Annotated in this window: 23 protein-coding genes and 1 pseudogene; 16 read left to right on the top strand and 8 right to left on the bottom strand. The window is 71.6% G+C overall.

Annotated elements, in window-relative coordinates:
• The first annotated feature begins 137 nt into the window (after positions 1–137).
• From BKA14_RS06090 to BKA14_RS06080, 3 genes are read left to right on the top strand one after another with little or no spacing between them, the layout of a single operon-like run.
• Positions 138–800: a DUF305 domain-containing protein gene (locus tag BKA14_RS06090; protein ID WP_311776101.1), complete on the top strand. Its 663-nt coding sequence runs from the start codon at positions 138–140 to the stop codon at positions 798–800.
• 9 nt (positions 801–809) lie between these two features.
• Positions 810–1,925 carry an NAD(P)H-dependent flavin oxidoreductase gene (locus BKA14_RS06085; protein ID WP_184949937.1) on the top strand — a complete coding sequence of 372 codons (1,116 nt, stop codon included), beginning with the start codon at positions 810–812 and terminating at the stop codon, positions 1,923–1,925.
• Complete coding sequence (locus BKA14_RS06080; RefSeq protein WP_184949936.1) at positions 1,922–3,430, top strand: TLP1 C-terminal extension domain-containing protein; 1,509 nt, start codon at positions 1,922–1,924, stop codon at positions 3,428–3,430. Before BKA14_RS06085 ends, BKA14_RS06080 begins: the two co-directional genes overlap by 4 nt.
• A gap of 92 nt (positions 3,431–3,522) precedes the next feature.
• On the opposite strand, the gene eno is transcribed toward BKA14_RS06080, so the two are convergent.
• Positions 3,523–4,788 carry a phosphopyruvate hydratase gene (gene eno, locus BKA14_RS06075; RefSeq protein WP_184949935.1) on the bottom strand — a complete coding sequence of 422 codons (1,266 nt, stop codon included), beginning with the start codon at positions 4,786–4,788 and terminating at the stop codon, positions 3,523–3,525.
• Between the two features lie 190 nt (positions 4,789–4,978).
• Here eno and BKA14_RS06070 point away from each other — a divergent pair, with 190 nt between their 5' ends.
• From BKA14_RS06070 to BKA14_RS06040, 7 genes are all read left to right on the top strand, one after another.
• Positions 4,979–5,896 (top strand): RNA polymerase subunit sigma-70, encoded by a 918-nt coding sequence (locus tag BKA14_RS06070; protein ID WP_184949934.1) that lies wholly within the window; start codon positions 4,979–4,981, stop codon positions 5,894–5,896.
• On the top strand, positions 5,893–6,276 hold the full coding sequence (locus BKA14_RS06065; protein WP_184949933.1) for a DUF6069 family protein: 384 nt from the start codon (positions 5,893–5,895) through the stop codon (positions 6,274–6,276). Before BKA14_RS06070 ends, BKA14_RS06065 begins: the two co-directional genes overlap by 4 nt.
• Before the next feature lie 87 nt (positions 6,277–6,363).
• Complete coding sequence (locus BKA14_RS06060; protein WP_184949932.1) at positions 6,364–7,122, top strand: aminoglycoside phosphotransferase family protein; 759 nt, start codon at positions 6,364–6,366, stop codon at positions 7,120–7,122.
• 134 nt (positions 7,123–7,256) lie between these two features.
• Complete coding sequence (locus tag BKA14_RS06055; RefSeq protein WP_184949931.1) at positions 7,257–8,420, top strand: zinc-dependent alcohol dehydrogenase; 1,164 nt, start codon at positions 7,257–7,259, stop codon at positions 8,418–8,420.
• 52 nt (positions 8,421–8,472) lie between these two features.
• A complete protein-coding gene (locus BKA14_RS06050) occupies positions 8,473–8,859 on the top strand; it encodes a DUF6394 family protein (protein WP_184949930.1) in 387 nt (128 codons plus the stop codon).
• A gap of 8 nt (positions 8,860–8,867) precedes the next feature.
• The gene (locus BKA14_RS06045; RefSeq protein ID WP_184949929.1) at positions 8,868–10,619 is read left to right on the top strand and encodes a potassium channel family protein; all 1,752 of its coding nucleotides are present in this window, start codon (positions 8,868–8,870) and stop codon (positions 10,617–10,619) included.
• A 248-nt stretch (positions 10,620–10,867) separates the two neighbouring features.
• Positions 10,868–11,107 carry a hypothetical protein gene (locus BKA14_RS06040; RefSeq protein ID WP_184949928.1) on the top strand — a complete coding sequence of 80 codons (240 nt, stop codon included), beginning with the start codon at positions 10,868–10,870 and terminating at the stop codon, positions 11,105–11,107.
• Positions 11,108–11,149: 42 nt separating this feature from the next.
• Here BKA14_RS06040 and BKA14_RS06035 read toward each other — a convergent pair whose 3' ends face one another.
• The 3 genes from BKA14_RS06035 to BKA14_RS06025 form a co-directional block, all read right to left on the bottom strand.
• Positions 11,150–12,145, bottom strand: coding sequence for a chemotaxis protein CheB (locus BKA14_RS06035; RefSeq protein ID WP_184949927.1), 996 nt, complete (start codon positions 12,143–12,145; stop codon positions 11,150–11,152).
• A 230-nt stretch (positions 12,146–12,375) separates the two neighbouring features.
• Positions 12,376–13,005 carry a DedA family protein gene (locus BKA14_RS06030; RefSeq protein WP_184949926.1) on the bottom strand — a complete coding sequence of 210 codons (630 nt, stop codon included), beginning with the start codon at positions 13,003–13,005 and terminating at the stop codon, positions 12,376–12,378.
• Positions 13,006–13,165: 160 nt separating this feature from the next.
• On the bottom strand, positions 13,166–14,128 hold the full coding sequence (locus BKA14_RS06025; protein ID WP_203721987.1) for an EamA family transporter: 963 nt from the start codon (positions 14,126–14,128) through the stop codon (positions 13,166–13,168).
• A gap of 96 nt (positions 14,129–14,224) precedes the next feature.
• Here BKA14_RS06025 and BKA14_RS06020 point away from each other — a divergent pair, with 96 nt between their 5' ends.
• Together BKA14_RS06020 and BKA14_RS43105 are read left to right on the top strand one after the other, a co-directional pair.
• On the top strand, positions 14,225–14,776 hold the full coding sequence (locus BKA14_RS06020) for a CGNR zinc finger domain-containing protein (protein ID WP_184949925.1): 552 nt from the start codon (positions 14,225–14,227) through the stop codon (positions 14,774–14,776).
• Between the two features lie 16 nt (positions 14,777–14,792).
• Positions 14,793–15,011: pseudogene (locus tag BKA14_RS43105) on the top strand (helix-turn-helix domain-containing protein); the annotation flags it as partial.
• 239 nt (positions 15,012–15,250) lie between these two features.
• Here BKA14_RS43105 and BKA14_RS06010 read toward each other — a convergent pair.
• From BKA14_RS06010 to BKA14_RS06000, 3 genes are read right to left on the bottom strand one after another with little or no spacing between them, the layout of a single operon-like run.
• Positions 15,251–16,036 (bottom strand): SAM-dependent methyltransferase, encoded by a 786-nt coding sequence (locus BKA14_RS06010; protein WP_239092457.1) that lies wholly within the window; start codon positions 16,034–16,036, stop codon positions 15,251–15,253.
• Positions 16,037–16,040: 4 nt separating this feature from the next.
• Positions 16,041–16,733 (bottom strand): response regulator, encoded by a 693-nt coding sequence (locus BKA14_RS06005; protein ID WP_184949922.1) that lies wholly within the window; start codon positions 16,731–16,733, stop codon positions 16,041–16,043.
• The gene (locus tag BKA14_RS06000) at positions 16,730–17,566 is read right to left on the bottom strand and encodes a sensor histidine kinase (RefSeq protein WP_184949921.1); all 837 of its coding nucleotides are present in this window, start codon (positions 17,564–17,566) and stop codon (positions 16,730–16,732) included. The genes BKA14_RS06005 and BKA14_RS06000 overlap by 4 nt, the downstream gene beginning before the upstream one ends.
• A 100-nt stretch (positions 17,567–17,666) precedes the next feature.
• On the opposite strand from BKA14_RS06000, the gene BKA14_RS05995 reads away from it, so the two are divergent.
• The 3 genes from BKA14_RS05995 to BKA14_RS05985 all read left to right on the top strand — a co-directional run bounded on the left by BKA14_RS05995 (position 17,667) and on the right by BKA14_RS05985 (position 19,947).
• Positions 17,667–18,368 (top strand): ABC transporter ATP-binding protein, encoded by a 702-nt coding sequence (locus BKA14_RS05995; protein ID WP_184949920.1) that lies wholly within the window; start codon positions 17,667–17,669, stop codon positions 18,366–18,368.
• A complete protein-coding gene (locus tag BKA14_RS05990) occupies positions 18,362–19,120 on the top strand; it encodes an ABC transporter permease (protein WP_184949919.1) in 759 nt (252 codons plus the stop codon). Before BKA14_RS05995 ends, BKA14_RS05990 begins: the two co-directional genes overlap by 7 nt.
• 179 nt (positions 19,121–19,299) lie before the next feature.
• The gene (locus tag BKA14_RS05985; protein WP_184949918.1) at positions 19,300–19,947 is read left to right on the top strand and encodes a hypothetical protein; all 648 of its coding nucleotides are present in this window, start codon (positions 19,300–19,302) and stop codon (positions 19,945–19,947) included.
• A 158-nt stretch (positions 19,948–20,105) separates the two neighbouring features.
• On the opposite strand, the gene BKA14_RS05980 is transcribed toward BKA14_RS05985, so the two are convergent.
• The gene (locus BKA14_RS05980; protein ID WP_184949917.1) at positions 20,106–20,876 is read right to left on the bottom strand and encodes a class I SAM-dependent methyltransferase; all 771 of its coding nucleotides are present in this window, start codon (positions 20,874–20,876) and stop codon (positions 20,106–20,108) included.
• A gap of 68 nt (positions 20,877–20,944) precedes the next feature.
• Between BKA14_RS05980 and BKA14_RS05975 the strand changes: the two genes are divergently transcribed.
• A complete protein-coding gene (locus tag BKA14_RS05975) occupies positions 20,945–21,511 on the top strand; it encodes a hypothetical protein (RefSeq protein WP_184949916.1) in 567 nt (188 codons plus the stop codon).
• Positions 21,512–22,300: the final 789 nt, after the last annotated feature.

Genomic DNA, 22,300 nt, shown 5'->3' with positions numbered 1-22,300 from the left:
CCCTTCCCTTGGCGCATCCCCCGTGGTCTGAAGGTGAGCGCGCAACGATGCGTATTCATCTTGGTCGTTACAGTAGTGGCCGGAGCGCGTTCCGGGAACATACCGAATGATCTATATAGGAGGTGCCGGTGAGCCGGGTGAGGATATCGACGCTCGTGGCGGCCCTGGTGATCGTGGCGGGAGCGGTGACCGTGGCGGTCGCGGCCCGCATGGGGTCCGGCGACTCCGCGGCGGCGCCCCGGCCCAGCGTGAGCGCGCCCCCGGCGCAGCGTGTGGTGCTTCCGGGCGGCCCCGGCGACGAGGCCGTCGTCAGCGACACCGACAAGGTCAAGGCGCCCGACGGGTCCACCTTCAACGGCATCGACACCGCCTTCGTGCAGATGATGATCGTGCACCACGAGCAGGCCGTCACGATGGCGAAGCTGGCCCCCGGACGCGCCGGTAACGACAAACTGACCGCGCTGGCCGACCGGATCGCCGCCGCCCAGCCCTTCGAGATCACCTTTCTGCGGTCGTGGCTCAAGGAGCGCGGGCTGCCCGAGAACGACCCGAGCCACAACCACGCCACGATGCCGGGCATGCAGACCGACGCCGACATGGCCGCGCTGACCGCCGCCACCGGGGCCGCGTTCGACACCCGGTTCGCCGCGATGATGACCGCCCACCACGAGGGCGCCCTGCAGATGGCGGGCGACGTGATCAAGGGCGGCAGCGACGAGAAGCTGCGCGAGGTGGCCAACGAGATGGCCGTCGAACAGGGCAGCGAGATCCGGCGCCTGCGGCAAGTGACTGCCGGGTAACGTGTCGGCATGCGTACGGCTCTGACCGAACTGCTCGGCGTCGAGCACCCCATCGTCGGCTTCAACCGATCGCCGGCGGTCGTCGCCGCGGTGACCAACGCGGGCGGGTTCGGCGTGCTGGCCGCCTCCGTCTACGGCGCCGAGGAGCTCGACGCCCAGCTGACCTGGATCGAGGAGCAGGTCGGCGGCAAGCCGTACGGCGTGGATCTGCTCGTTCCCGAGAAGTTCGTGCCCGGCGACCCGGCCGACCTGGTGTCCAGCATGCGGGCCCAGATTCCCGAGGAGCACCTGGCGTTCGTGCGCGGGCTGCTCGAGAAGTACGACATCCCGCCTGCCCCGACCGTCGACCACCAGCACGTCGCCGCGTCGCTGACCACGCCGGGCGCGGTCGCGCTGCTCGACGTCGCGTTCAAGCACCGCATCTCGCTGATCGCCAGCGCGCTCGGCGCCCCGCCGCCCGAGCTGGTGGCGCGGGCCAAGGCCCAGGGCATCGTCACGGCCGCGCTGGTCGGGCAGGGCCGGCACGCGGAACGGCAGATCGCGGCCGGCGTCGACGTGCTGGTCGCGCAGGGCACCGAGGCCGGCGGGCACACCGGCACGATCGCCACGATGGTGCTCACGCCCGAGATCGTCGACATCGCCGGGGACCGTCCGGTGCTGGCGGCCGGGGGCATCGCGGACGGCCGGCAGATGGCGGCCGCCCTCGCGCTGGGTGCGGCCGGGGTGTGGTGCGGTTCGGTCTGGCTGTCCAGCTCCGAGGACGTCGCGGTCGCCGCCATCAAGAACAAGTTCCTCACCGCGAGCAGTGCCGACACGGTGCGCTCCCCGACCCGTACGGGGAAACCGGCCCGGCAGTTGCGGACCGCCTGGCACGACGAGTGGGACGCGGCGGGCAGCCCGGAACCGTTGCCGTTGCCCCTGCAGCCGATGCTCGTCGACGACGCCTGGCAGCGGATCGACGCCGCCGCCGAGGCCGGGCACGAGGGCGCGCTCGAGCTGGAGTCGTTCTTCGTCGGGCAGGTCGTCGGGTCGTTCCGCGACATCCGGCCCGCGGGCGAGATCACCCGGCGGATGGCGGCCGAGTGCGAGCAGCGCATCCGTTCGCTGGCCGGACGTCTTTCATGACCCCCTCCCCCCGCACGCCGGTGCTGGTCGGGGTGGGTGAGGTCAGCGAGCGCCTCGGCGAGCCGGGGTATCGCCGGCGCTCACCGGTCGACCTGGCCGCCGACGCCGCCCGCGAGGCGCTGCACGACGCCGGCGTCGACGCGTCCGCCGTGGACACCGTGGCCGGGGTGCCGCAGTTCGAGATCTCCCTGCCCTGGGCCACTCCCGTGCTCGGCGCGTCGGACAACTTCCCGCGCTCGGTGGCCGCCCGGATCGGAGCCGGACCGCGGCGCGCCGTGCTCGAGATCGGCGGCGGTCAGGCCCCGCAACGACTTGTCAACGAGTTCGCGGCCACGATCGCCGCCGGCCACGCCGACGTGGTGCTGCTGTTCGGGGCCGAAGCCATTTCGACAGTCGGCTTCTACGCGTCGCGCGACGACCGGCCCGACTTCACCGAAAGCCCCGGCGGGTCGTTGGAGGCGCGCGGCTCGGGGCTGGACGGCATCGTGTCGATGCATCACGTCGCGCACGGCCTTTCCGACACGCCGTCGCAGTATTCGCTCATCGACAACGCGCGGCGGGCCCGGCTGGCAATGTCGCGGGCCGAATACGCGGCGGCCATCGGCGGGCTGTTCGAGCCGTTCACGGCGGTGGCGGCGGCCCATCCCCACGCGGCCGCGCCGGTCTTCCGCGACGCGGCCGAACTGATGACGCCGACCGGCACCAACCGGCCGATCGCCGACCCCTACACGCGTTATGTGGTGGCGCGGGAAAAGGTGAACCAGGGTGCCGCGGTCGTGCTGATGTCGGCCGAGGCCGCGCGGCGCCACGGCGTACGGGAAGAGCAGTGGATTCATCTCGCCGGGCACGCCGACCTGGACGAGCGCACGATGGTCGAGCGGCCCGACTACGGCAATTCGCCCGCCGCGGTCCGGGCCGCGCAGCACGCGCTGGAAACGGCCGGGATCACCGGGCCGGAACTGTCCACGCTCGACCTTTACAGCTGTTATGCCGCGCCGGTGTTCATCGTGGCCGAGGCGCTGGGCGTGGGCCCCGACGATCCGCGCGGGCTGACCGCCACCGGTGGGCTGCCGTTCTTCGGCGGACCGGGCAACAACTACTCGATGCACGCGATCGCCGCCGTGGTGCGCCAATTGCGCGCGGCGCCCGGCACGTACGGTTTCGTCGGGGCCAACGGCGGCATCATGAGCAAACACTCGACGGGCGTCTACACAACGATCCCGTCCCCGTTCAAGCCGTCGGAAAGCGCGCGGATCCAGGCCGAGCTGGACGCCGTTCCCGCGCCGGAGGAAGCGCTCACCGCCGACGGCGCGGGCGTGGTGGAGACGTACGCGGTCAAACATCGGCGCGGCGGCGAACGGGAGGGAATCGTGCTCGGCCGCCTCGACGACGGCCGCCGTTTCGTGGCTCGCGCCGACACCATCCTCGACCTGCTCACCACGGGAGAACCGATCGGCGAACGGGTCACCGTGCGCTCCACGCCGACCGGAAACGTCATAGCCTGAACTCAGCACATTCCCGAGGCGTCCTTCGGACGCCGTGCGCCACGGGACGCCGGCCCCACATGACGCAAAGGCCTTGACCTCTGCTTCGGGCTTCAGGGGTGGCCGGCGTAGCGGGCCTGGTCGCCCAGGTGTTCTTCGATGCGGAGGAGCTGGTTGTACTTGGCGGTGCGGTCGGAGCGGGACAGTGAGCCCGTCTTGATCTGGCCGCAGCCGAGCCCGACGGCCAGGTCGGCGATCGTGGTGTCCTCGGTTTCGCCGGAACGGTGCGACATGACGACGCGGTAGCCCGCCTTGTGGGCGGTGTCGACGGTGCGCAGCGTCTCGGTCAGGGTGCCGATCTGGTTGACCTTGACAAGGATCGCGTTGGCGTAGCCGCCCTCGATGCCGTCGAGCAGGCGGTCGGCGTCGGTGCAGAAGACGTCGTCGCCGACCAGCTGCAGGCCGGCGCCGGCGGTGGCGGTGAGCTTCTTCCAGCCGGTGATGTCGTTCTCGGCCATCGGGTCCTCGATCGACGAGATGGGGTAGCGCCGGGTCAGGTCGAGCAGGTAGGCGATGTGCTCGTCGACGGTTCGGTCAACCCCTTCCCCACCGTACGAGTAAAGGTCGTCCCGGAAGAACTCGGAGCTGGCCGGGTCGAGGCAGATCGTGATGTCCGGGCCGGGACGGTAGCCGGTGTCCTCGATGGCCCGCACGACGAATTCCAAGGCCTGGTCGGCAGTGGCGAAGCCCGGGGCGAACCCGCCCTCGTCGCCGACGTTGACGCTGTGCCCGGCGGCGGCCAGCGAGCGCCGCAGCGTGTGGAAGACCTCCGAGCCCATCCGTACGGCCTCGGAGAAGCTCGCCGCCCCGACCGGCGCGATCATGAACTCCTGGAAGTCGAGCGGGTTGTCGGCGTGGGCGCCCCCGTTGACGATGTTCATCATGGGCAGCGGCAGCAGCCGCGCGCCGACCCCACCGACGTACCGGAACAGGGGTTGATCGTGCGCCGCGGCGGCGGCCTTGACCGTGGCCAGCGAGACCCCCAGCAGCGCGTTGGCGCCGAGGCGGCCCTTCTCCTTGGTGCCGTCGAGCGCGATCATCGTCTCGTCCACCCGGGCCTGGTCCTCGGCGTCGAGCCCGATCACCGCCCGTGCGATCTCGCCGTTGACCGCGGCCACGGCCTTGCTCACGCCTTTGCCGTGGAAGCGGGCCGGGTCACCGTCGCGCAGCTCGACCGCCTCGGCGGCGCCGGTGGACGCCCCCGACGGCACGGCGGCCCGGCCGAGCGAACCGTCGGCCAGTGTCACGTCGACCTCGACGCTCGGGTTGCCCCGGCTGTCGAGGATCTGCCGCCCGGTCACTCGGCTGATGGCCGTCATGTCGCACTCCCTGTTGTCGGCGTTGCTGACCGGGCCAGACTGGCACAGCACAGGCGCCACGAGGGGCTGCTGCGGCGGCGACAAGGAACACCTTGACCCGTTCCCCGCGGTGCGGGTTTAGGGTGATGAGTTTTCGCGGCCGCGCCCGTCATACCTACGACTGGACACGACGAGGATCGAGGTTGGCGTAATGACGGCGGATACTCAGCTGGACTTCGAGCGACACCGGCGGGAGCTGCATGTGCACTGCTACCGCATGCTGGGCTCGTTCGAGGACGCCGAGGACACCGTGCAGGAGACGTTCCTGCGGGCCTGGCGCGGACGAGAGACGTTCGCCGGCAGGTCGACAGTCCGGGCCTGGCTGTACCGGATCGCCACCAACGCCTGCCTGGATCGGCTGGCCCGCACCCGGCCCGGACCGGCGACCGGCGGTGAGGTGCGGTGGTTGCAGCCCTACCCGGACCGGCTGCTCGACGAGCTGCCCGCGGGCGACGCGGACGGGCCGGAGGCGCTGGCGGTCGCGCGGGAGACGATCGAACTGGCGTATCTCGTGGCGGTTCAGCATCTCGCGCCGCGCCCGCGGGCTGTGCTGATCCTGCGGGACGTGCTCGGCTGGACCGCGAAGGACGTCGCCGAGCTGCTCGGCGACTCCGTCAACTCGGTGAACAGCGCGTTGCAGCGGGCCCGGGCCGGCATGCGGGAGCACTTGCCGGCCCAGCGGCAGGACTGGAGGGGCGGCGAGGAGGACGCGGTGACGCGGGAGCTGGTGCGGCGCTTCACCGAGGCCAGCGTGGCCACGGACGTTCCCGCGCTCGCGGCGATGCTGCGCGACGACGTCCGGTTCTCGATGCCGCCGACGCCGGGGGTGTTCGTCGGCCGGGAAGCCGTGGTCCGGGACTGGACGGAGAGCGGTTTCGCGGAGATGGCGGGGCTGCGGGGGCTTCCGGCCGCGGTGAACCGGCAGCCGGCCGTCGCCTTCTACCAGTGGGGCAAGCCGCTGACCCTGGACGTGCTGCGGATCAGCGGCGGGGCGATCGGTGAGATCGTCACCTTCCCGGCCGACCGGTTCGCGGGACTCGGGCTGCCGGAGCGGCTGGTGACGGCATGAGGCGGGTCATCGTGGCCGTGGTCGGCGCCGTGACGGCCACCGCTGCGGGTGCCGCGCTGGCCGGCGCGGCCGGGATCGACTTCGAGGTGGTCGACGGCGAGGCCATCCCGGTGGCGGGGTTCGCCGTGGTGACCGCGGTCTGCTGTCTCGCCGGCGTGGTGATGGCGGTGGCTTTCCGGCGCTGGAGCACCCGGCCGAGGGAGCGGTTCGTGTGGACGGCGGCCGGGCTGACCGCGGTCTCGCTGGTTCTGCCGCTCATCTCCGGGGCGGAAGCGCGGACCGTTGCTGCGTTGATCGGTTTGCACCTGATCCCGGCGGCCGTGATGATTCCGGCGCTCGCGCGGAGCCTGCCACCCCGGGACCGGTCCGAGGTGGCCTGACACGTGCTCGTTGCACAACCCGGGCCGCCCGGCACCCGGGCTGTTCGTCCGCAGCGCCGGGCGACGTCAGCGGTTACCGTCACGGACATGACCGATCATGAGTTGTTGCAGGACAAGCCGCATCGCCACGTGGTCCGCGTCGGCGACACCGTACGGCGGCCGCTGCAGCCGTGGTCGTCCAGTGTCCACGAGCTGCTGCTGCATCTGGAGCAGATCGGTTTTCCGTACGCGCCGCGGTTCAAAGGCATCGACGACGAGGGGCGTGAGGTCGTCACGTTCCTCGACGGCGAGTCCGGGCCCGCCGGGTGGGCCAAGGTGGTCGACGAGCGCGGCCTGGTCAACATGGCGCGCCTGCTGCGGGAGTATCACGACGCCGTACGCGGGTTCCACCCGACGGCTGAGGCGGGGTGGGCCGGATTCGAGGGTGACGGTGAGATCGTGCTGCACGGCGATTTCGGGCCGTGGAATCTCGTCTGGCACGGGGTGCAGCCGGTGGGAATCCTCGACTGGGACTACGCGTGGCCGGGCCGGCCGGTGCACGACGTGGCGTACGCCTTGGAATACGTGGCGCCGTTCCGCGACGACGCCATGTGCCGGCAGTGGCTGGCCTATCCGGAGCCGCCGGACCGGCGCCGCCGCCTGGAGGTGTTCGCCACCGCGTACGGGATCGGGGCCGAGGGTCTGGTCGACGAGGTGATCGCCCAGCAGGTCGCGGTGCAGGAGCGGACCCGGCGGCTGGCCGAGCAGGGCCTGCAGCCACAGGCCGAGTGGCTGGCGACCGGCTTCCTCGACACGACGGCCGACCGGATCCGCTGGAGCCGCGAGAACCGCCACCGGCTGGAGTGATCCTCCGAGGCGGAAGCCGGCGCGCCGGTCGCCCACCTCCACCCGGTACGCGCCGGAGGCCGTCTTCCACCCACCGACCAGTACTGCACGGCAACGAGCACAGAACACACCAGCTCAGCGAAAGGCGGATCGGGATGCGTGCGGTCGTGGCCAACCTGTCCGTGCCGCGGTACCTGCTGACCGCGGCTCACCCTCGGCTCGGGCGGATGCTCTCGCTGCAAGACGACTGGCCCGAGCCCGAGCTGCCCGCCGCGCCCGGCTGGGTGCGTCTGCGACCCGAGCTGGCCGGCGTCTGCGGCAGCGACGTCGGGGTCGCGCAGGCCAAGTCGTCGCTGGTGCTGAGCGCCTTCTACACCGCCCGGCACCAGATCCTCGGGCACGAGATCGTCGCGGTCACCGAGACCGGCGAGCGGGTGGTGGTCGACCCCATCGTGTCCTGCCGGCACCGCGGGTTCCCGCCGTGCCGATCGTGCCAAGACGGTTTCCCGTACGTCTGTGAGCGCTTCGACCAGCCCGGAGTCGCCGGCTGCCGCGCCCCTTCACTCGGTTTCGACGCCACGCTGGGCGGCGGCTGGGGCGAGGTCCTGGTCGCCCACGAGTCCCAGTTGCACCCCGTCGGCGACCTGCCCTCACGCCGGGCGGTGCTGGCCGAGCCGGCCTCGATCGCGCTGCACGCCGCCCTGCACTGGCCGCGCCGCGGCGACCGCGCGGTGGTCATCGGCCCGGGCACCATCGGCCGCCTCGTCATCGCCGCGCTGCGCCGCCTGCATGCGGGGCTCGACATCACCGCCGTCGGACCGGGCCGCACGGGCGCCGACCGCACACTCGCACCCGGCCCGGGGGTGGTCGAGACCCTGGCCGGGCTGCACGGCGGCCGCGTGATCCGGCCCCGCCTGTCCCAGCCCCTGCTCGAACAGGGGGTGGACGTCGTCTTCGACTGCGTCGGCCTGTCCTCCACCATCGACCTCGGCCTGCACCTGCTGCGCCCGAGCGGGATGCTCGTGCTCGTCGGCGGGGCCGGAAAACAGCCGGTCGACTGGTCACTGGTCTGGAACCGCCAGCTCACCGTGCAGGGCAGCGTCAACTTCGGTCCCGAACCCGCCCTCGGCGGCCGTCACACCATGGCGCAGGTCGTGGAGTGGCTGCACGACCCCGCCTACCCGGTCGACGACCTGGTCACGCACACGTTCGGCCTGCCCGAGTGGCGTACGGCCCTCGACACGGCCGCGGCCGGCCCGCGGGCGTCCGCCGTCAAAGTCACCCTGCGTCCCGACCCCGACTTGCCGCTGATCGACTAGGAAGCAAGACAGAAGGTGACTGCTGCACTAGCGTGTGTCCCGAGGTGAGCGTGTGAGTCTGGAAAAAGTGGTCTTCGGCTTCTTCGTGCTGCTGGCCGCGACTCTCAACCTGGGGTTCTTCATCGGGGACATCTCCGACCCGGCCCTGCACAACGAGTACGAGTTGTTCGCCGCCGTGGTGGTCAACCTGATCGCCACCGTCCTCAAGTTCGGCGACCGCACCCAGATCGGCGCGGTGCACCTGGCCACCAGCCTCGTCGCCGACCTGCAGCTGATCGCGGCCACCATCACCTGGGTCTACGCCACCCAGATCTCCGACGCGGGCATGACCCCGGAGAACACGGCCAGCGTGGTGTCGCTCTCGGGCGGCGCGCTGCTGGCCAACCTCGTCTCGGTCGCCCTGCTGGTGATCGAGACGACCACGTTCCGCCGCCGTTAGGCCGCACCATGAAAAACCACGGACCCTACCGCCGGACGAGCATCGCCCGCCCCACCGAGAGCTCGTCCACCGTCTTCCTGGTCCTGCGCCGGATGCGCGCGCCGCTGATCGTGCTCATCCTGATCTTCGCGATCAGCGTCTTCGGCCTGACCCTGATCCCCGGGCAGGACGCCGACGGCAACCCGGTGCGGATGGGCTTCTTCGACGCGTTCTACTTCATGAGCTACACGGCCACGACCATCGGGTACGGCGAGATCCCGCACCCGTTCACCGGTGCCCAGCGCCTCTGGGTCACGCTGACCATCTACCTGACGGTGATCGGCTGGGCCTACGCGATCGGGTCGCTGCTGGCCACGCTGCGCGACCGGGCCTTCCGCCAGGCGCTGGCCCTGCGCCGCTTCACCGGCACGATCCGGCGCATGCGCGAGCCGTTCCTGCTGATCGTCGGGTACGGCCAGACGGGACAGATGCTCGGGCACGCCCTCGACGCGCTGGGCCGGCGGATCGTCGTGGTCGACAACGTGGCCGAGCACGTCGACACCCTCGACATCGACCCGTACGTGGCCGACGTGCCGGGCCTGGTCGCCGACGCCGCGAACCCGCACACGCTGGGCGTGGCCGGGCTCGAGCACCCGTTCTGCGAGGGTGTCGTCGCGCTGACCGACAACGACGAGGTCAACCTGGTCGTGGCGATGACGGCCGCGCTCATCCGCCCGGGGCTGCCGGTCATCGCCCGTACGGTGTCGCCCGCGATCGAGCACCGGATGCACGCGTTCGGCTCGCCCACAGTGGTCAACCCCTTCGACCGGTACGGCGATCACCTGCGCCTGGCCCTGCACGCCCCCTCGTCGTACACGCTGCTGTCGTGGCTCGTGCGCGGCGAAGGCGCCGAGATGCCCGCCCCGGGCCGCCCGCCCGCGACGGGACGCTGGGTGGTGTGCGGTTTCGGGCGGTTCGGGCACAAGCTGACCGAGGACCTGCGCGCCGATGACCTCGAGGTGACCGTCATCGACCTCAACCCGGAAGCCGAGCCGGGGCTGACCGTGATCGAAGGCGACGCGTCGGAGCCGTCGGTGCTGGCCCAGGCCGGCCTGGCGACCGCGGCCGGTTTCGTGGCCGGCACCGACAACGACGCCACGAACCTGTCGCTCGTCGCGGCGGCCCGCAAGGAGAACCCCGCGCTGTTCATCGGCGCCCGGCAGAACCGCCCGCCCAGCGCGCCGCTGTTCGCCGCGATGGAGATCGACTGGCTGCTGGTGCCGAGCGAGATGGCCGCCCGTGAGATCTACGCGCGGCTCAGCACGCCGCTGCTCTGGCGTTTCCTGCGGGAGATGCCCGAACTGGGTGAGGAGTGGGCGGGCGACACGCTCGAACGGATGCAGGCGTACTGCGGCATGAAGCTGGGCCCGGTGTGGAAGGTCAACCTGACCGCGGCGGAGGCGCCCGGGCTGCGGCCGTGGCTGGGCGCCGGCATCGCGCTGGGCGACCTGCTGCGCTCGCCGGGCGACCGGGAGCGCCGGCTGGACGCCGTGCCGCTGATGCTGCTGCGCGAGGGCGAGACGACCCTGCGCCCCGACGACGACGTGACGGTGACGACCGGTGACCAGCTCCTCCTGGTCGGTCGTGGACACACACCACGGGCCCTGCTGGACACGCTGACGAACCGGGTCGTGGCCGAATACGTCCTGACCGGACGGCATGTCCCGGCGGGCTGGGTCGCCCAGCGGGTGACCGGGCGGATCCCCGCCTCCTCGGACTGACCAGCGTCTTCCCTCGCCTTCCCTTCCGGTCCCCCTTTCCCTTCCTTCTCTTCCGGTCTCCTTCCCCTCCGTTGCCGGACTGACTGGCTCCTTCGTCCGGCCTTCCCTGGATGATCGGACGAACTTGCACGTGCAAGGCCGCTTGCACGTGCAGATGCTCTTGTGCAGCTGCAATGGACAGCGCAGGATGGACGCCAGCGTTCCCGATTCCCCCCGCCCTGGAGAAGGGCTCGAACCGGCGAGGTGAGATGACCATCGACGACAGACCCGCGGGCACCGTCTGGACCTTCGCCGAGGAGGACTACCGCTACGGCGTCGGCCCGCTGCGCATCCGCCTCAACCGGGTGCTGGCCGGCTCCCCGCTGCAGCACGACGGCGACCTGTGGTTCGAAGTGGAGGGGATCGAGGTGACCGACCAGGGCCACGTGATCGGGCCGCGCCGCGCCACCATCCGCGCCTCCCGCCTGCCCACGATCCGCCGCGCCTGAATCGGCCCGCCGCGCCGCCGTCCGCGACGCGTCTGCGCCGGGTCAGTTGTCGAGGACGATGTCCGGGAAGTGTTTGCGGATCACGTCAGCCGCCCCGCGGATCTCCTCGGCGGCATCCCGCTGGTGGCGCACGCCGAGCCCGGTGCCGCCACGAGCGGCCAGGTCGTCGTACACGCGGGCCTGCTCCTCAAGGATGCTCAGCGCGGTCCACAACCCCTGCTCGATCTTGTCCTGCTGGGCCGCCACCAGGCTCTGCGGTGACCAGATGTGCCCGATGTGGCAGGTGTAGTGCACCGCCGCTCCGGACTCGACGATGTTCATCCCGCCGGTACAGTCGGGGCAGCTCAGCGCGGCCGGCCGGCCCGGCTGGCGGCGCTCGGTGATCTCCAGTTTGTGCTCGGCCATGTCGGTCTCCGCGATCAGGTCCGCATTCGGGGTCGGCCCCGCCGCTGCGACGGGTTCGCCGATCAGGGTCTGAATGCCGTGGCTGATCTCGGCGGCGGTCAACGCCACGGCGTGGGGAACGGCGGCCAGCGCCGCCTGCGGCATGCCCGGGCAGATCGCGCTGCCGGGGTCCTGCACGATGCAGGCGCCACCCGCGGCGTCGATCGTGGCCAGCCCGACCGCGCCGTCGTCCAGGTTGCCGGAGAGAACGGCCGCCACCGTACGGGTTCCGCGCCACCGCGCCGCACTGCGGAACAACGCGTCGATCGAGGGCCGCGCCCGGTTCTGCTTCGGGGCGCTACTGAGGATCATGTGCCCGTCCCGCACGAGCAGATGCCGGCCCGGCACGGCGACCCACACGTGTCTCTGCCGCAGCGCCGCGCCGTCCTCGGCCACCGACACCGGCAGGGGCCCGCAGCGGTCGAGGATCGCTGCCAGGTTGCTCGAACCTTGCGCAGGCATGTGCAGCACGACCAACACAGCGGCGGGCAGATCGGCCGGCAGCCCGGCGATCACCGTGGTCAGCGCCTCGACCCCACCAGCCGAGCCGCCGAGCACCACAAGATCACGTCGCGGGCCCGCCTTGCCACTCATCGCAGTGATATCCCCGATCGGCGCCGCCTTAAACGTCGTCCGGATTCGTCCGGCTTTCGCCCGCACACGGCCGCCCGGACCGACGCTGTTTCCACAACGCCGACAGATCGGGACGCACACACAGCCTCGCCCCAACGCTCACCTTCGGGCGCTCGACTGACCCCGGGCGTTGGCTCGCCTGCGTTCAGATGCTCGACTACGGCGTTCTACCTGCCGGCCCGAGGCCGTGATCAGGCGGCGACCGCGGCCGGGCGGCGCAGGCGGCGGGCCAGGATCGGGACCACGCCGAGGCAGGTCGCGCCGACCGCGGTGAGGATCAGGCCGAGCCCGCCGGTGGCGTCGGCGCCCGCGGTGAGCAGGCCGACGCCGGCGAAGGCGCCCACCCACAGGGCCGTGCCCAGCCCCGACCACAGCACGAACCGCCCGAACGGCATGCGCACCACCCCGGCCACGATCGGGACGACCGCGTGCACGACGGCGACGAAACGGACGGCCACGAGCGCCGGCGCGCCCCGGTCACGCAGGTAGGTCTCGGCCCGGTCGAAGCGCTCGGCCCCGATCCGCCGGCCCAGGCGGGTGCCGCGCAGCCGCGGGCCGAACGCGCGGCCCACCGCATACCCGGCCATCTGCCCGGCCAGCGCCCCGGCCGTGCCCACGGCGAGCACGGCGACGAAGCCCGCCGGGCCGTCGGGCAGCGAGCCGGCCAGCATGACCACGGACTCGCCGGGCACGAGCAGACCGGCCAGGAACGTCATCTCGACGGCGGCGGACAGGAACGTGAAAACCAGCACCGTCCAGCGGTCGAGCGTGGACAGCCAGTCGACGAAGACGGTGGCGGCGTTCATCAATTCGGCGAGCACGGGTTCAGCCTGCCGGTCCCCGGCCGGGCGGGCCATCCGGGCCCGACCCCGAGAACACCCCTAGATTGCTCAGGGGGCTTGCCCCGGGAAAACCCCTGCGGCCGGGAAGTGACCGCCGTCGCCGTCACGAGCTCACGACCGAGCCCGGGCCTGGTCACCGTCAGCCGGTGACCGTCACCGGTGCGGGCTGGTGCGGCGCCTCCTCGGTGACCGCGGCCGCGGGCTGTTCGGACGGGATCGCGGCGATGCCGGCCAGGATCAGGGCGCCGCCGAGCATCTGCAGCACGGTCAGTGCCTCGTCCACGACCAGCCAGGCGAAGATCGACGCGAAGACCACCTCGAGCAGGCCCAGGAACGACGCCAGGCGTGAGCCCAGGCGCGACGATCCGGCGATCCCGGTGGCGTACGCGATGGCGGTGCCCGCGATCGCGACGACGCCGAGCGGAACCCACCACGGGACGGTGGCACCGAGCAGCGGAACCGTGCCACCGGTGGTCTCGAACGGGATCGCGCCGGTCAGCCCGACCAGAGCCAGCAGAACACCGCCGAGCAGCAGGCCCGAACCGGCCAGCGCCACGGGCGGGAGGCCGTCCGCGGGGCGGGCCGCGACGACGAAGTAGACCGCGCACCCGATCGCGGCGGCGAACGCGAGCATCAGCCCCAGCGGATCGACGGCCTGCAACGCGCCCGGGCCGATGACCAGCACGAGGCCGCCGATGGCGAGCACCGAGCCGAGCAGGACGGTCGGGCGGGGCATGCGGCGGGTGGTGGCCCAGGCCCACAGCACGAGCAGCAGCGGCGCCAGGTATTCGATCAGCAGGGCCGTCGAGACCGGGATGCGGGAGATCGCGGCGAAGTAGGTGAGCTGGGTGAACGCGACCGCGATGGCGCCCATGCCGAGGACCCGCCAGCGGGCCCGCCACAGGGCCGACCAGCGACCGCGCAGCGCGAACAGCACGAACGGGAGCAGGACGAGGCTGCCGGCCAGGGCGCGTACGGTGACGGCGGCGGCCGGGGACCAGCCGGCCTCGAGCAGCGGTTTGATGAACGCGCCGGACGTGGCGAACGAGACCGCCGACACGATCATCGCGATCAGGCCGATGTGCTTCTGCGTGAGCTGCACGGTTGCCGCCTCTCGGGGTGGTGTCGCCGCTTGCTGTTGTCATGGGCTAAATTGCTTATGACCCTGACGCTAGGCCGCTCCCGGTGAGGAGTCAAATTGCTTTTTGCCCCTGACACCGAAGAATCACTGAACTTCGTGGTGGCGTTGGGCAACACGTCGCCCGGAAGTTCCCGCAGCGGTGATGACGAGTTGTCGACGACCGAACAGCTGGCCACCCTGCTGACCAAGTGGATCTACACGGGCCGCATCGACCACGACGAGGCCGAGCTGCGTGAGGTCCGTGACACCCGTACGCTGCTCCGGTCGATCTGGGTGTTGGAACGCGACGAGGCCGTCGAGGTCGTCAACGGCATGCTGCGCGACGCCAACGCCCTGCCGTTCCTGACCCGCCACGACCAGCTCGACTGGCACATGCACGCCACCTCGCCCGACGCGCCGCTGGCGGAACGGATCCGGGCCGAGACCGGGCTGGCCTTCACCGACGTCATCCGCATGAACGAGATGAGCCGCCTGCGCATCTGCGAGGCCGACCACTGCGACGGACTGGTGCTCGACCTGTCCCGCAACGGCTCCAAGCGCTTCTGCACCGTCCGCTGCGGCAACCGGATGAACATGATCGCCTTCCGGGAACGCAAGGCGGGGACGTAACGGCTAGGGTCGCCTCATGATGCTGCGGGAGCTGATCGGCCAAGTTCTGCGTCGCACGCGCAAGGCGCAGAACCGCACGCTGCGCGAGGTGGCCGACGCGGTCGGCATGTCGATAGGCCACCTCTCCGAAGTCGAGCGCGGCCGCAAGGAGCCCTCGTCCGAGTTGCTGGCCGCCATCTGCCGCGCGCTGGGCCTCACCATGGCCGATCTGCTGATCGCCGTCCTGCGCGACCTGGCGCCGCGGTCGCCCCGCCTGGCCCGCCTCGACCTGGCCCACCTCGACCCGATCCACCTCGACCTGGCCCGGCTCGACCTGGCCCGGCTCGACCTGGCCCGGCTCGACCTGGCCCGGCTCGACCTGGCCCGGCTCGACCTGGCCCGGCTCGACCTGGCCCGGCCGGCGCCCGGCACGCCGCGGGCTGCCCGCCGCACGGATTTCCGGCTGGCCGCCTGACCCGCAGCGCGCCGGCCGCGCTACAGCTTCTGCGCGACGCCCGCGTAACCGTCGACGACGATTTTCGTGTCGTCGGCCGGGCGCCATTCGGGGATGGGGACGACGCCGGGCTCGACCAGCTCGAGGCCGTCGAAGAACGTGGTGAAATCGGCGACCGAGCGCAGGTGGTAGGGAACGGCGCCGCTCTCGTTGTATTGGCGGTGCGACTCGATGACGCGCTCGCTCGTGGCCGTGCCGTCGGACATGGTGAGGTAACTGCCGGGCGGAAGCTCGGCGACCAGGGCGCGCACAATGGCGCGGGCCTCGGCCGGATTCTCGACGTGGCCCATGACGCCCAGCATCATCAGCGCGACGGGCCGGTCGAAATCGAGGGTGCGCCTGGCGTCGGCGATGACGGCGCCGGCATCCTTCAAATCTTTGTCGACATAGGTCGTGACGCCCTCGGCACTGCTGGTCAGCAAGGCGCGGGCGTGGCTGAGCACGAGCGGGTCATTGTCGACGTAGACGATTTTGGCGTCGGGGGCGATGCGCTGGGCTACCTGGTGGGTGTTGTCGGCCGTGGGCAGTCCGGTGCCGACGTCGAGGAACTGGCGAATGCCACGCTCGGCGGCGAGGAAGGTGACCGCGCGGCCGAGGAAAGCGCGGGTCTGGCGGGCCGCGTCGACGATTTCCGGGAAGACCGCCTTGACCTGATCGCCGACCGCGCGATCGGGACCGAAATTGTCCTTCCCGCCGAGCCAGTAGTTCCACACCCGGGCGCTGTGGGGCACGTCGGCGTTCAGCTTGGCCGCCAGATCATCGGTCACCGCGTCAGTGTCCCGGTTGGATGGTCGGTGGTGCAACCCGCGGCCGGACCAGCCCGGAGTCGTATGCGGCGATCACCAGCTGGGCCCGGTCGCGCGCCCGCAGCTTGGCCAGCAGATGGGTGAGGTGGGTCTTCACCGTCTTGACCGAGATGACCAGGGCTCCCGCGATCTCGTCGTTGGACAACCCGGCGCCGACGAGCGTAAGCACATCGATCTCACGCACAGTCAGGGCGCGCAGCGAGAGCCGCTCGCGGGTGATGTCGGCCGCGGACAGGAAGTGGTCGATCAGCCGGGTCAGGATGGAGGGCGCGAACAGCGACTCGCCCCGGTGGGTGCGGCGGACGGCGTCGAGCAGCTCCTCGGGGTGCGCGTCCTTGAGCAGAAAACCGGAGGCGCCCGCACGCAACGCCTCGTGCACGTACTCGTCCAGCTCGAACATGCTCAGGACCAGCACCCTCGTACGGTCGAGGGCGGGGTCGCGGCAGATCCGGCGGGTGGCCTCGAGGCCGTCGACGCGGGGCATCCGGACGTCCATGAGGATCACGTCGGGCCGGGTCTCGTGCGCGCGCTGCTCGGCCTGCGCGCCGTCGGCGGCCTGCCCCACCACCTCGAGGTCGGGCTCCTTGTCGATGATCATGGCCAGGCTGTGGCGCAGCAGCGGCTGGTCGTCGGCGAGCAGCACCCGTACCGGGGTCACGCCGCGACCTCGTCCGGGATGCGCGCGGTGAGCTCGAAGCCGTCGTTCTCGGGGCGGGCGGCCAGCGTGCCGCCGAGCGCCGTGATGCGTTCGCGCAGGCCGGCCAGTCCGAGCCCGGCGCCCGGGGTGTGGCGCCAGCCCGGGACCGGCCCGGCGTCCACAACCGAGATCACCACGGTCTCCTCGTCACGACCAACCACTACCCGTACGTCGGTGGGGCCCGCGTGACGGACCGTGTTGTTCAAGGCTTCCCGTACGGTCTGGCAGATCGTCAGCTGCACTCCCGGTGACACAGCGCCGAGATCGCTCACGGTGAGTTCCGTACGGAGGCCGGCTTTTCCGGCGGCTCGGACGATCTCCGGCAAGGCGCTCAGGTCGGCGACCGGACTCTTCGGTGCATCGTCCGCGTTGTCACGCAGGACGTTGAGCATGCGGCGCAGCTCGGCCGTGGCGCTCCGGCTCACCTGTTCGATATCGGTCAGCGCGCTCTGCACCTCGGCCGGCTTCTCCAGATGGCGGGTGGAGGCAGCCCGTACGGTGATCAGACCGAGCCCGTGCGAGACGACGTCGTGCAGATCGCGGGCGATCTTGAGGCGTTCCTCGACCACGGCCCACTCGGTCAGCCGCCGCTCGTAGGCGCGGCGGTCGGCCCGCCACCGGCGCACCGCCCAGACCGCGGCGGCCACCGCTCCCCCGGCGAACACCAACGGCACGACCGTCGCCGCCGTGCCCTCGGCACCACCGGTGATCATCGCCATGAAGGCCACCGCGACCACCGCGACCAGCACCGGAACGGCCTTGGAACGCCACTCGGGACGACCGCTCGCACTCATGCCGCGACTGTAGTTCTCCAACCAGGGTCCTAGACGAGGCGGAGCAAAGATGGACCCGTGGTTCGACGATTCGGCGCACCGGATCCGGTTGACTCCTCGCATGATTTCGATCGACGCCGTCAGCCGCCCCGGCATCCTGCACGACGTGTCCTTCGAGGCCAGACCGGGTCGGGTGACCGGTTTCCTCGGCCCCAACGGGGCGGGCAAGACCTCCACGGTGCGCATCCTGCTCGGCCTCGATCGCCCGTCCCGCGGCACCGCGCTGATCCGCAACCAGCCGTACGCGTCGTGGCCGCGCCCTCTCACCGTGGTCGGCGCCCTGCTCGACGGCAGCGGCGCCCACCGGGCCCGCTCGGCCCGGGCCCACCTGCGCTGGTTGGCCACGAGCAACGGCCTGTCCCGCAAACGGGTCGACGAGGTGCTGGCGATCGTCGGGCTGGCCGACGAGGCGGGCAAGCGGGCCGGCCGGTTCTCGCTGGGCATGAGCCGGCGGCTGGGGCTGGCGGCCGCGCTGCTGGGCGACCCGCCGGTGCTGGTGCTGGACGAGCCGATCAACGGTCTCGACCCGGCCGGCATCCGCTGGATGCGCACGTTCCTGCGGCAGTGCGCCACCGAGGGCCGCACGGTGCTGCTCTCCAGCCACCTGATGAACGAGCTCGCCTCCACAGCCGACGACGTGGTGGTGATCGACCGGGGCCGGGTGGTCGCCCGGGGCACGGTGGCCCAGGTCAGTGCCGGCCACGACACTCTGGAGGACGCGTTCCTGGCCCTGACCGCGGCGCCCACCGAGGCGGCGTGGTGAGCCGTCACCTGATCACCGCCGAGCTGCGCAAGCTGCTGGGGCTGCCGACCGCGTGGGCCGGGCTGGTGTTCGGTCTGATCGCCGCGCCCGCGCTGGTGTTCGTCAACGCTCCCGCCCTGCGCCGTGAGGCCGAGGCCGGGCGGCTGCTCAACGCGGCCGACGTGGGCTACCAAAATCTGGGGATCGGCCTGCTCGGCGCGCTTATCCTGGGCGTGGTCGTGGTGAGCAGCGAATACACCCCCACCGGGGACGACTCCCCGGGCGTCCGCCAGCTGACGTCGACCCTGCTGGCCATGCCCGTCCGCCATCACCTGCTGGCCGCCAAGGGCGCGGCGCTGACGCTGGTGGTCGCCGTCCAGGGCGCGGTGACCGCGCTGCTGACGGTGTGGCTGACCGGTGTGGTCATGGCCGGATACGCGCCGCCGTTCTCGGCCGTCCGGGTCGGGGCCGCGGTCCTGTACTGGGTGCTGCTGGGACTGCTGGCGTACGCGATCACTCTGATCTTCCGCAACGGCATCATCACGTTGACGGTCTTCATCGTGAACAGCTCGGTCGTCTCCGTTTCCTACCTGCTGACCAAGCTGACCCCCGCCGCCGCCTACCTGCCCGACATCGTGGGCGCCCACATGTTCCTGCGCTCGCACGCCGCCGACGTCACCATCGCACCGCTCACAGCAGGCCTGACGATGACGGCGTGGGTCGCCGCGCTGCTGGCCCTGGCCACCTGTCTGTTCCACAGGCGGCCCGCATGACCCCTGCCTCCGCTGGGCGTGGATCCTTCCGGCGCGGCTCAGCTGGGCGTGCATCTTTCCGGCGCGCCTCCGCTGGACGTGCATCTCTCCTGCGCGCCTCCCATATGCGCGCTTCCGACGCCCGCGCCTCCGACGCCCGCGCCTCCGTTGTGCATGCCTCCGTAGTACGCGCCCCCGTTGTGCGCGCCTCCGTTGTGCGCGCCGAGCTCGACAAGCTGATCACGCTGCCGGCGCTGCGGTGGGTGGCGCTGCTGACGTGGGCCGCGACTGCTGTGCTGGCCCTCGCTGCCCACCGGGCCGCGCCGGCCGACGACCCGGTGCTCACGGCATTGCGGTGGACGCAAGCCGGTTTCCTCATCCTGGGGGTGCTGGCCGCGACACAGGAATACGAGCCGGGCGGCCAGATCCGGGCCACGCTGCTGGCGTCACCACGACGCTACCGCCTGGCCGCGGCGAAGGCCGGAGCCGTGGTGGCCGGCGCGGTGGCCCTGGCCTTCCCGATCGTGCTGGCCTCCCCGATCGCGTCGGCCTCGACCGCGTCGACCCTGGTCGCCGCGTCTCTGAGCGTGGTGGCTTACCTTGCCGGCCTGACTCTCATCGGCGCCGCGGCCGGCATGCTCCTTCGCAATGCGCCGGCCGCGACCACCACGGTGCTGACCACGTATCTGATCGTGTGCCCGTTGGCGCGGGCCGCCGTGCCCGGCTCAGCGTCATGGTTGCCCGATACCGCCTTGCTGGAGCCGTCGCTCGGAGCCGCCGCGGCCACGCTCTGGCCTGCGATCACCGCAGCCGCCGCGGCCGCAATCTTCCGGCGGCGCGATGCCTAGCCACCGCGGTCCCGGTCGCCTTGACCCAGCCGTTGGGCTCGATCACCTTGACCCAGACGCTGGGTTTGGTTGCCTTGACCCAGCGTTGGGCTCGGTTGCCTTGACTCGGCCCCTGAGGCCGGTCCGCCTTGGTCCGTCCGGGGCCCGGCCGCCTTGACTCAGCCGCTGGGTTTGCTTGCCTTGACGACGTAGTAGGCGGGCAGCGCTCCGGCGGCCGGGCCGAGGCCGGCGTAGAGGGCGGGCTCGGGCGCTTCGCGGAATTCGTCCAGGTGGAGTCCGGCGCGGATCAGGGCCATCACGACGTCACTTACCGGCCATACGAACGTCGAGAACCCGGGCGCGTCGGGTTCGCCGCGGGCGCCTTGCGGGAGCTTGGCGTCGTCATGGTCGGTGCTGGGCCGGTCGCGACCGAAGTAGTCGCCCACCACGGCCAGGCGGCCCTGTTCCCGTACGGACAGCACTTCCCAGGCGGGATGATGGTCGCACAGCAGCACCGAGCCGCCCGGGCGCAGCCGCGCGGCCACTGTGGTTGCGAAAGCGGCCAGATCGGGCACCCAGCAGATCGCGCCCCAGCTCAGATAGATCAGGTCCAGATCGGTCAGGTCCCCGGGCGGGTCAAGCATGTCGGCCCGGCGGAAGTCGGCGTCGATGCCGGCCGCGGCGGCCCGTTCCCGCGCGTCGGCGATCGCAACGTCGGAGATGTCGACGCCGGTGGCCCGGGCCCCGAGGTTGGCCCAGGAGAGCACCTCGTCGCCGTACGAGCAGGCCAAGTGCACGACGCGCCGGCCCGAGACGTCTCCGGCCAGTCGCTGCTCGAAGTCTTCCAGCACGACCCCGCCCGCGCGGAGCCGCTCGATGGGGACGCCTTCACGACGGGGCGCGATGAGATTCCAGCTCGCCCGGTTCGCTTCGGCGACGAATCCTTCCACGGCGATCACCGTAGACCTTCGCCGGGACCAGACCCACCTGTGCCGAGCCGCCGTGCGAGAGTCTTCGGGTGAGTGTCGACGACGAGATCGCCCGGTTCGACTGGACGCAGGTCCGGACGTATCTCGGGTACGCCGAAATGGTGCCGCGGGCTCTCCGCGGGCTCATCGCTGCGGAGGACGACCACGAGGCCACCCACTTCGGTGCCTGGATCGAACGCATCCTCCTGTCGGAGGCCGGCCCCTGCGAGGGCTGCGCCCCGGTCGCGACCGTTCTCGTCGCCACTCTGCCCGAGATGACACCGCCCGGCCACACCGCCGCCCTCGACGTCCTGTCACTCATCGCCGCCGCCGAGATCACCGGCCCCGCCCACGAACAGATCGGCACGGTCGACATCATCGAGATCCGCCACGCCGTGGCGGCCGGCTTCCAGCACTACCTGGAGGTGCTGCAGGCCGGCTCCTCGCCCACGGCCGACCTCCACTCGTGCGTCGACCTGCTGGACGTCCTGGCGTTCTACGACCGCAGCCTGGCCCCGGCCGCCATCGCCACGCTCCAGGCAGTCCGGACAAGCGGCCACGCCACCGACCTGACCGTAGCGATCGACAACACCCTGGCCGACCTGACCGGCTCCTGACGGCCCTCGCCCGCACCCACCACGACCCACCACCCCACCCGCAAGTCACCCACGACCCACCAACCGCGGTCCGCCTACCGCCCCACCGCCAACCCGGCCCCGCACGCGAGCCACCACCCGCCGCACGCCGCTCCGCCGCCGGCGAGCCCCCACCTCCCGCCCACTGTCCGACCGCCGCCAGCGAGCCCTCACCTCCCGCCCGCTGTCCGACCGCCGCCAGCGAGCCCTCACCTCCCGCCCGCTGTCCGACCGCCGCCAGCGACCCGCCTTGCCGCCCGTCGTGTGCCGCCCGCACCACGACTGCCCCCGCCACCAGCCGTTGGCCGCCGCCCGTCGCGGGCCGCCCCACCACCTGCCGAAGGCCACCCGCGAGCCACGACCGCCGCTCGCTGAGCGCCGCAGGCCGCCGCGACTGCTGCTCGCCGCCTCCCGCTGGCCGCCCGCGACTGCCGTCCGTCACCCACCGCCCGCGATCGCCGACGCCGTGGGCCAGGAGCAGGAAGAGTTTGCGGATAGAGGATCCGGGTTCGTCAGCCACTGCCGCTCGCGACCTACCACCCGCTGAATGCGACCGGCGCGGTTCCGAACCGCCGCGTGGGAGCCGCGCTGCCGGAGGGGGTTGGGCTCAGGGGTCCGGAAAGCGGAAGGAGCTGGGTTCGCGAGCGCATCGCCGCACGCGACCGCAACTCGCCGTCGGCGACCAGCCGCGCGGTCCGCGAACCGCCGGCCACCCAACACCGCGCGCCACCCCGGCCGCCTTGCGGAACGTGGCCGGCATCGGGCCCCGCA

This window comes from Paractinoplanes abujensis (genome assembly GCF_014204895.1).
In the GTDB taxonomy this organism is placed as follows: Bacteria; Actinomycetota; Actinomycetes; order Mycobacteriales; family Micromonosporaceae; genus Actinoplanes; species Actinoplanes abujensis.
This window is presented reverse-complemented; position numbering and strand designations above follow the sequence as displayed.